This is a genomic window from Nostoc sp. NMS9 (assembly GCF_017114995.1).
Classification (GTDB): Bacteria; Cyanobacteriota; Cyanobacteriia; order Cyanobacteriales; family Nostocaceae; genus Nostoc.
Window position 1 is genome coordinate 48,512 of the sequence record NZ_JABXKL010000015.1, and the last position, 9,341, is coordinate 57,852.

Below are 9,341 nucleotides of genomic sequence, written 5' to 3' on the forward strand. Positions count from 1 at the left end.
AAAACTTTGCAACAGTTTGCGAAATGAGGGAATGGGCATTGAAAGAGGCTGAGGGGAAAGACTTACTGCAACTTTCCCCCTGCTCCCATCATCTCTCTATTCCCCAGTCCCTATTTACTCGAATGCGACTTTTCCGGCATGACTATATTAGTGTGGCTTGCCTTGCCATTTTTGCCGTTAGTATTTCCGTTACCATTGCGGGGATGGATAACACCATAACCGCCGTGGTTACGTTCGTAAATTACATTAATCTCTCCAGTTTCAGAATTGTGGAACATATAAAAGTCGTGTCCCACGAGTTGCAGTTGTTCTAGGGCTTCTGCAACGGTCATCGGCGGCATGGAAAAATATTTGGTGCGGACGACTTCGTTGGGCAATTCAGCGGTGCGATCGCCAATTAAATCTGTTACTATCGACTCTGGTATAACTACTTCTGTTGGTTGAGTATGAGTTTTGTGGTCTTGACGCCGTTCTTTATATTTCCGCAGTTGACGGGCAATTTTATCTGCAACTAAGTCAATGCTGGCATATAGACTTTCGCTGCTTTCCTCGGCACGAATAACGCTACCATTAGCATAAATAGTTACTTCAGCCGCTTGTCTTGGATTAATTCGGGGATTCCGGGCGACGCTAAGATGCACATCCACTTCATTTGTAATGCTTTGAAAGTGACTAACTGCTTTTTCAATTTTTTGATGTACATACTCACGAATCGCATCGGTGATTTCAATATTTTTGCCGTGGATGACAAGCTTCATGTAATACTCTCCCGCTGAATATTTTGGATGTGTGAATTTGCTTTGTATGAAAAGAAATTGCGGTAAGGTTTATTACTCCCGCCAAAACAAATTGTGAACTATATTGTATCTACTGCTGTTAAGCTGTCTCTCAGCTTACTGCATCTGAGGAATTGTCAAGTATACCCTTAATTTACCTCCTCATCTCTGCGCTGATGTCTAATTGTATATCCAATTAGCACTCTTGAGTGAGGAAATCTAATTATAGCTCCTATGAGTACCTTTTCCTTTAAAGGAATGCTTACAGAACTGTTGATATTTGCTCCTTCTGCGTTCGATTGAGGTTTGCTTGCTGTTGTTCAAGAATAGAAGGCTTTGTGGAAGTTTGATTCTGTTTGAAATGCAAACAATGGTATTAAAGTCATCAGCCAGTACATTCTTCCTTATTGTCTTGGCATAATGCTTATTGCAGAGAATTCCTCCTAAAACCTATTGAGGTTATATATTCAAGCTAGCACTTTGTATTTTCTAATGCATCTTCCCTTGACTTTCCTTTAAAATCCTTTGCAAAGCTTGACAATTGTTGATTTTAATCCTCTAACTTGAAATATATTTAGTTCTTTATACAGTTGAATTTTGGCATGATCCATAGTAATAATAAACCACACAAAAACATTTGTTTGCTATATAACCAAGGATTAATGCCTTACTTGGAAGCTCATGGATGGCAGCGATCGCTTCTGACTGAGCGCATCCACGACCCCAGTCTAGATGATGTGTTAATTTTGCTAGAACATCCCCCTGTCTACACTTTGGGACAAGGAAGCAACTCAGACTTTCTCAAATTTGATATTGACAAAGGTCAGTATGATGTGCATCGAGTTGAACGAGGCGGCGAGGTTACTTACCATTGTCCCGGTCAACTGGTGGGCTATCCAATTTTAAATCTGCAACGTTATCGTAAAGACCTCCATTGGTACTTACGGCAACTCGAAGAAGTAATAATTCGTGTATTGGCAATTTATGGATTGCAAGGAGAAAGAATTCCGGCTTTTACTGGCGTTTGGTTGCAAGGGCGAAAAATTGCGGCTATTGGTATTAAAGTCAGCCGTTGGATTACTATGCACGGCTTTGCGTTAAATATTTGTCCAGACATGACAGGCTTTGAGCGCATTGTACCCTGCGGCATTTCTGACAAACCTGTAGGCAGTTTAGCCGAATGGATTCCAGGTATCACCTGCCAAGAAGTGCGTTCTTACATAGCACAATCTTTTGCGGAAGTCTTTGGCGTGGAATTAGTAGAATCTCAGCCTCAAGGATTTTTCTGGTCTGAGTAAATTCCGCTTGTAATATGTAATAAATACTATAGCAGTCCTATTTAAATTGTGAGACACTTATGAGAGTAGTCTATATTTAATAGTATCAAAATAACTATTTAATACAGATTTGAAAAAAGAATGTGATAGATACAAACCTGAAAAGCCAGATTCAATCAGACTTTTTGAATTTTGAATTGGTATAACTGCGGTTGTCAAAGCTAGAATCTAATTATTTTTAAATTTCTATACTAACTTTTTACGGCTGTCAAGCACAACTTTGCGCGTGAATTACTCAAATAATCTCCAGGTATATGCCCCATCGATAACATCTCTCAGAGAACGTGATTGGACAGCTTTGATAGAACTATTTGATAGAGACGACGGTGATGAAATTGAAGCTGATATCCACAGTAGTTTATTTTGGCTAATACCTGAACCTTGTTGGGAAGATGATCCCTTTGATTTTTTACGCGAGTACCTTTAAAGAGTGCTGTTAGCGGTAGCGGGGCGTTGAGCCAGTGATGAGTGATGAGTGATGTTAGCGGTAGCGGGGCGTTGAGCCAGTGCTGAGTGCAAAAGAAGCTTTTAATTTATAACTCCTAACTCCTAACTATCTAACGTTGAGGCGACTTAGGAAAATACGTAGGCGATCGCTTTGGGGATTAGTCAGCACTTCATAGGCTGGGCCTTGTTCTGTCACAATACCTTTGTCTAAAAATATCACTTGATGGGCCACTTCTTTTGCAAATTGCATTTCATGGGTGACAACTACCATTGTCATACCTTCTGTGGCTAATTGTTGCATCACTTGCAGAACTTCGCCAACGAGTTCAGGATCTAGGGCGCTGGTGGGTTCGTCAAATAGCATGATTTGGGGATTCATACATAAACTACGAGCGATCGCTACTCGTTGCTTTTGTCCACCAGAAAGTTGTTCGGGATAAGCAGAGGCTTTGTCAGATAAACCAACTTTTTCTAAATATAATCTCGCTAGTTGGGCGCTTTCTTTTGGTGTTTTACCCAAGACTTTACGTGGTGCGAGTGTCATATTTTCTAAGACGCTGAGATGGGGAAACAGGTTGAACTGTTGAAAAACCATGCCTACTTGTGTTCGTAGTTGCCGCAGTTGGCTATAGTTGACAGTGGGTCGGGATAAGTTAATTCCGTTGATGATTAAACGCCCTTTGTCAATGGTTTCTAGGCGGTTGAAGCAACGTAGTAGGGTGCTTTTACCACAGCCGGAGGAACCAATAACTGCAACGACTTCTCCCCGGTTGATTTCGCCGGTAATTCCTTTGAGAACTTTTAGGGAACCAAAGTTTTTTTCAATATTGTCAAAAATAATCGCAGGGATGGTATTGTTCATTACTTATGTCAAGCTGCTCTACAGTTGATTGTAATGTTTTAAGAAACCGCAGAGGCACAGAAGGAGAGAAGATAATATGGCTAAATTTGATTTTATGCGTTGGCTGTATTTATGTGTCTTCGTAGGTTTTAGCTGTTTATTACTGATTAGCTGTGCTGTGAACTCTAGCGCGGGGAAAACTTTGCGGGTTGCTACGGAACCAGCGTTTCCACCTTTTGAGTTTCAAGGAAAAGGTGGCGAGTTGCAGGGGTTTTCCATTGATTTGATGAATGCGATTGCTTCTTCTGCTAACTTTAAAGTTGATTTTCAAAGTCTGCCTTTTGATGGCATTATCCCAGCTTTGCAAGCTAAAACGGTAGATGCCGCCATTAGTTCGATTACGATTACTGAGGAGAGGGCGAAAACGATTTCTTTTTCCCGTCCTTATTTTAAGGCTGGGTTAGCGATCGCAATTCGCGCAGACAATCAAGATATTACTGGTTTTGACAGTCTCAAAAATAAAAAAATTGCTGTACAACTTGGCACAACTGGGGCTGCAAAGGCTAAGAGTATTCCTGGGGTACAAATTCGCAGTTTTGATTCTGCACCCATAGCCCTGCAAGAATTGCTCAACGGTAATGTAGATGCAGTAATTAATGATGCACCTGTGACTGTATATGCTATTAATACGGGCAATCTTCAGGGAATTAAAGTAGTACATAAATTGCTGACGGAGGAGTTTTATGGAATTGCTACAGCTAAAAACTCGCCGAATTTGACATTGATAAATGATGGCTTGGATAGGGTGCTGAAAAATGGCACTTATGCCCAAATTTACCAGAAATGGTTTAAACTTCAACCACCATCACTACCAGCTAAATCACCATTTGAAAATCAAACGAATGCTGGCGCACCTAAAATATTAACTTCAATTAACGTGGTTTTGCAGGCTTTTCCAAGTCTATTGCAGGGTGCATTGATAACGTTGCAATTGACGATACTTTCTGTAGTATTTGGTTTAATTGGCGGTTCCTTAATTGGTATTGTTCGCCTTTCTCATATTGCACCTGTGCGTTGGTTGGCGAGGGCGTATGTAGATTTTTTTCGAGGAACGCCTTTGCTGGTGCAAATTTTTATGATTTACTTTGGTTTACCAGCAATTTTACAAGAACTTGGTTTGACATTTTCTTTTGATCGTCTAAGTGCTGGGGTAATTGCCTTAAGTTTGAATAGCGCTGCATACATTGCCGAAGTCGTACGTGCTGGAATTCAATCAATTGAACCAGGACAAGCAGAAGCAGCAAAATCATTAGGTTTGAGTTCTGTGCAAACTATGAGTTATATAATTTTTCCCCAAGCTTTCCGGCGGATGATTCCACCTTTGGGTAATGAGTTTATCAGTTTATTGAAAGATACTAGCTTAGTTTCTGTGATTGGGTTTGAAGAATTAGTACGTAAAGGACAGTTAATTGTTGCTGATAACTATCGCGCCTTTGAGATTTACGCAGGTGTAGCGGTGGTTTATTTATGTTTGACGCTACTTTCTTCCCAAGTATTTAGCCGATTAGAAGCTTGGATGAATCCCATCAAGCGCTAAGAGACTTTCAAAAATAATTTCTCAAAATCCAGAGAATGATAATAAATATACTTGTAAAGCTGATTTTTGGGATACTTAGCAGTTGTGCGTTAAGATCCTGAGAAACTTAAATTATGGGTTTCTTATTATACCTTTTTTGGGCTAATTATAATTTATTGTTTAATTTTAATTAATGTTTTGTGGCGAAACCAATAAAAAAGTTATGTAATATCAATCAGATAACACTATTGTTATGATTGACTTGTAATCATTAAGAAATGTAAATAGTAACTATAACCGTTAAGTCAATTTAACTTAATGATTTCGTGCTTGCTATTTGAGGGCTGAGTACATCAATACAATTAAGTTGCAATTAAAACTCAGTGAATAGGTTTGAACTATTCAATGCAAGTCTAGTTACGGCTGGATTGTAACAGTTCACTTTGCCAGCCAAAAATTAAAAACTTTTCATTAGAGGAGAAGCAAATGAGAAATTTGAAAGCAATCATAGACAAATCCTCATTTACTAGTGAAGTACCGGCATCATTTGTGGTATTTCTTGTCGCCCTTCCTCTTTGTATGGGTATTGCGATCGCTTCGGGACTTCCACCATCTCGCGGCTTAGTTACAGGAATAGTAGGCGGAATTATTGTTGGTGCTGTTTCCGGTTCACCAATGCTAGTCAGTGGCCCAGCAGCAGGGCTGGCTGTGATTGTTGCAGAAATAGTTAAAGAATATGGCATTGAAATGGTTGGGCCAATTCTGCTGCTAGCGGGTTTAATCCAATTACTCGCAGGTATATTTAAACTTGGCCAGCTGTTTCGCGCCATGTCACCAGCTGTCATCTATGGAATGCTTGCAGGTATTGGGATATTAATCTTAGCTTCCCAATTTCATGTCATGCTAGACGACCAACCGCGTATACACGGCATTGAAAATTTAATTTCTATTCCCAACAGCATTTACAAAGCTTTGTTCCCTATTGATGGTAGCGTTCATCACGTTGCAGCACTCATAGGTGTAATAACTATTATCAGTCTTCTGCTGTGGGAAAAATTTAAGCCCAATAGTTTAAAATTGATACCTGGTGCGCTTATTGGCGTTGTAATTGCCACCGTCATAGCTACAGTGTATCGATTACCGATTCAGTATGTTGATGTACCTGGAAATCTGGCACAAGCAATTCAATTACCAACACTTGCCAGCTTACCACGCCTAATTCAGGCACCAGTTTTGCTAGATGCGATCGTGATTGCATTCATTGCTAGTACAGAAAGTTTGCTTTCAGCCGTAGCAGTAGATCGACTGCATACCGGGACAAGAACCGATTTCGATCGCGAATTAACGGCGCAAGGAATTGGCAATGTTATATGTGGGTTCTTGGGTGCTTTGCCGATGACAGGAGTGATAGCCCGCAGTTCTGTAAACGTAGAAGCTGGTGCTAAAACTAGATTATCAACGATGCTTCACGGGTTATGGCTGTTAATTTTAGTAATTGCAGCCCCAACCTTGCTCAAAATAATTCCCATTTCTAGTCTTGCAGCAATTCTAGTTGTTACTGGTTACAAACTAATCGAAGTAGAACATATTCGCCAGTTAAAAAAGTATGGGCGTTTTCCTCTGGTAATATTTGCTGCTACTTTAATAGGGATTGTTGTTACTGACCTAATCACAGGTGTTTTAATTGGTATTCTGTTGACAGGAATGTTGCTAATTCACAAAATGTCTGTGCTGAATATCCAAGTTATTAAGCACGAAGATAATCAGCGAATAGACATTTATTTACAAGGTGCGGCAACATTTGTGAGGCTACCAAAATTGGCAAATATTTTAGAACTTGTGCCTCCAGGAAGTGAATTGCATGTTTATATGCAAGATTTGGCTTATATAGATCACTCTTGCCTAGATTTACTTTCGGTGTGGGCAAAACAACAGGAAAAAATGGGAAGCACTTTAACTATGCAATGGGATCGTCTGATAGATCGTAATCGCAAACCATTTACTCTGTAGCACTCAAGCTATGCTCACGGTAGGGTGGCACAGCTATCCTACCCTACGAATTGTTTGTATTCCATGTAATCAGCGAGGGGTTAAGATAGGTTTTATATGGGGAATTTGGATTGAGTTGCACCTGAATCAACCAAAAAAATATGGCAATTCTCAACGCTCGGAATTTATCCTTAGAAGAAGTTCAACGTCTGTTTGGCTTTCAAGAACAGTACAATGACTCATTTTCTAACTACTTATCTTTAAAACCTCTTATAGAAGCAGAACAGCAGGAACTTCTGCAAATTAGAAATGACTTTCGACGTTACCTGACAGCCGGCAAAGTTTCTGAAGGTCAGGTTAAGTTTCTTGCAATTGCGCCTTTACTAAGATTAGCTAGTTTTTATCGCTATCCAATAGAGATTGTTTTGGAGGAGAATATTGCTGATATTGAAGTTGAAGATGAAGATATAAAAATTAAAGGTAGATTTGATATTTTAGCTATTAGTAAAGCTAAACATACAAAACCTCAAACGTATTTTTGGGTACTGTTGATTGAATCTAAAAATAGCCAGGTTGATATATCAACAGGTTTGCCTCAGCTACTCACGTATGCTTATAAAAATTTAGAAAATCAAAAATCAGTTTGGGGATTAACGACTAATGGTAGAAGTTATCAGTTTGTCTATATCGAACAAGGAAATCCTCCTATTTATTATCTGTTGCCAGAATTAAATTTAATGGAAAGAGAGCGTTCAAGTCAGTTGCTACAGATTTTAAAAGCAATTTGTCAGCTTTAAAAGGGAATTTAACTGTTAATGTGTGCGATCGCATGGTAAGAATTCTTTTAGCGATCGCTTTTGTATGTAATAAACTTTGACCTCACTTCCATTCCTCTCTCCTAAAAGGAGAGAGGCTTTGAATCTTACTCCCCAACGCTAGTAGGGAAGGGGCTGGGGGTTAGGTCTATATTGAACTCAACTACAAACCGTGTTCACGAGTATCAAAGACTCGTCCGCGAGTATCAAAGACTCGTTCACGAGTATCAAAGACTCGTCCGCGAGTATTAAAAGCTCATCGGCGAGTATCAAAGACTCGTCCGCGAATATCAAAGACTCGTTCACGAGTATAAAAGACTCGTCCGCGAGTATAAAAGACTCGTTCACGAGTATCAAAGGCTCGTCCACGAGTATCAAAGACTCGTCCACGAGTATCAAAGACTCGTTCATGAGTATTAAAGACTCATTAATGCAGTTCAAAGGCTCATTAATGGAGTTCAAAGACTCATTCACGAGTATGTCTCAAAGATTCATCAGGTTTTTGGCGAGTTTTTCGTGAGTCCTGATAAAATCTGAGAACCTATTAGCATTATTATGCACAACCGTATATTTACTACTTTATTTTTAACTCTATCTCTGGCTACCACACCCCAGTTTGTAGTTGCTCAAAACAATATAGAACAGCTATTTCAACAAGGCAACGCTGCCGAAACAGTGGGTAACAACTCCCAAGCTGAAACGATTTGGCGTAAAGTTTTACAACTTGAACCCAATAATGGCAAAGCTTATAACAATTTGGGAAATGCTTTGCGGCGACAGGAGAAATTAGAGGAAGCATTAGCTGCTCACCAGAAAGCGTTACAACTCAACCCTAATGATGCTGAAGCTTACGTGGGTATAGGGAATGTGCTAAATGCTCAAGGGAAATTAGAGGAGGCATTAGCATCTCATCAGAAAGCTTTGCAACTTAACCCTAACTTGGCTATTGCTTACAATGGTCTCGGCAATGCCCTAAAGGAGCAGAAGAAATTAGATGCAGCAGTTGCCGCCTACCAAAAAGCAATTCAACTCAACCCTAACTATGCTTATGCTTACAACAATCTCGGCAATGTTCTGAGTGACCAGAAGAAATTAGATGCAGCAGTTGCCGCCTACCAAAAAGGGATAGTTGCCACCTACCAAAAAGCGATTCAACTCAACCCCAACGATGCTACTGCTTACTATAATCTTGGCAATGTTCTGAGTGACCAGAAGAAATTAGATGCAGCAGTTGCCGCCTACCAAAAAGCAATTCAACTCAACCCCAACTATACTTATGCTTACAATAATCTCGGCTTGACCCTGAGTGACCAAAAAAAATTAGATGCCGCCATCACCGCCTACGAAAAAGCCCTAACATTGCCAGAAGACAATTCTGGAACCCCAGCCAGCGCTCATACTCTTGCTTACAATAATCTCGGCAATGCCCTAAAGGAGCAGAAGAAATTAGATGCAGCAGTCGCCGCTTACCAAAAAGCGATTCAACTCAACCCCAACTATGCTAAGGCTTACAATAATCTCGGTGATGCCCTATATGACCAGAAGAAATTAGATGCAGCA

Annotated in this window: 8 protein-coding genes; 6 read left to right on the plus strand and 2 right to left on the minus strand. The window is 40.0% G+C overall.

What is annotated here, in order from left to right; translation table 11 throughout:
- Positions 1 to 110: 110 nt before the first annotated feature.
- Positions 111 to 758 (minus strand): ribosome-associated translation inhibitor RaiA, encoded by a 648-nt coding sequence (raiA, locus tag HWQ40_RS05455; RefSeq protein ID WP_104909090.1) that lies wholly within the window; start codon positions 756 to 758, stop codon positions 111 to 113.
- Positions 759 to 1,378: 620 nt separating this feature from the next.
- Between raiA and lipB the strand changes: the two genes are divergently transcribed.
- Complete coding sequence (lipB, locus tag HWQ40_RS05460) at positions 1,379 to 2,074, plus strand: lipoyl(octanoyl) transferase LipB (protein ID WP_292775442.1); 696 nt, start codon at positions 1,379 to 1,381, stop codon at positions 2,072 to 2,074.
- 265 nt (positions 2,075 to 2,339) lie between these two features.
- Positions 2,340 to 2,540: a hypothetical protein gene (locus HWQ40_RS05465; protein WP_292775443.1), complete on the plus strand. Its 201-nt coding sequence runs from the start codon at positions 2,340 to 2,342 to the stop codon at positions 2,538 to 2,540.
- Positions 2,541 to 2,666: 126 nt separating this feature from the next.
- Here the strand turns inward: HWQ40_RS05465 and HWQ40_RS05470 are convergent, their stop codons facing one another.
- On the minus strand, positions 2,667 to 3,422 hold the full coding sequence (locus HWQ40_RS05470; RefSeq protein WP_292775444.1) for an amino acid ABC transporter ATP-binding protein: 756 nt from the start codon (positions 3,420 to 3,422) through the stop codon (positions 2,667 to 2,669).
- A 76-nt stretch (positions 3,423 to 3,498) separates the two neighbouring features.
- On the opposite strand from HWQ40_RS05470, the gene HWQ40_RS05475 reads away from it, so the two are divergent.
- The 4 genes from HWQ40_RS05475 to HWQ40_RS05490 all read left to right on the plus strand — a co-directional run.
- Positions 3,499 to 4,998: an ABC transporter permease subunit gene (locus tag HWQ40_RS05475; RefSeq protein WP_292775445.1), complete on the plus strand. Its 1,500-nt coding sequence runs from the start codon at positions 3,499 to 3,501 to the stop codon at positions 4,996 to 4,998.
- Between the two features lie 465 nt (positions 4,999 to 5,463).
- Positions 5,464 to 6,987 (plus strand): SulP family inorganic anion transporter, encoded by a 1,524-nt coding sequence (locus HWQ40_RS05480; protein WP_292775446.1) that lies wholly within the window; start codon positions 5,464 to 5,466, stop codon positions 6,985 to 6,987.
- Positions 6,988 to 7,127: 140 nt separating this feature from the next.
- Positions 7,128 to 7,763: a restriction endonuclease subunit R gene (locus HWQ40_RS05485; protein WP_292775447.1), complete on the plus strand. Its 636-nt coding sequence runs from the start codon at positions 7,128 to 7,130 to the stop codon at positions 7,761 to 7,763.
- Between the two features lie 573 nt (positions 7,764 to 8,336).
- On the plus strand, positions 8,337 to 9,341 hold a 1,005-nt coding region (locus tag HWQ40_RS05490), incomplete at its 3' end, for a tetratricopeptide repeat protein (RefSeq protein WP_292775448.1).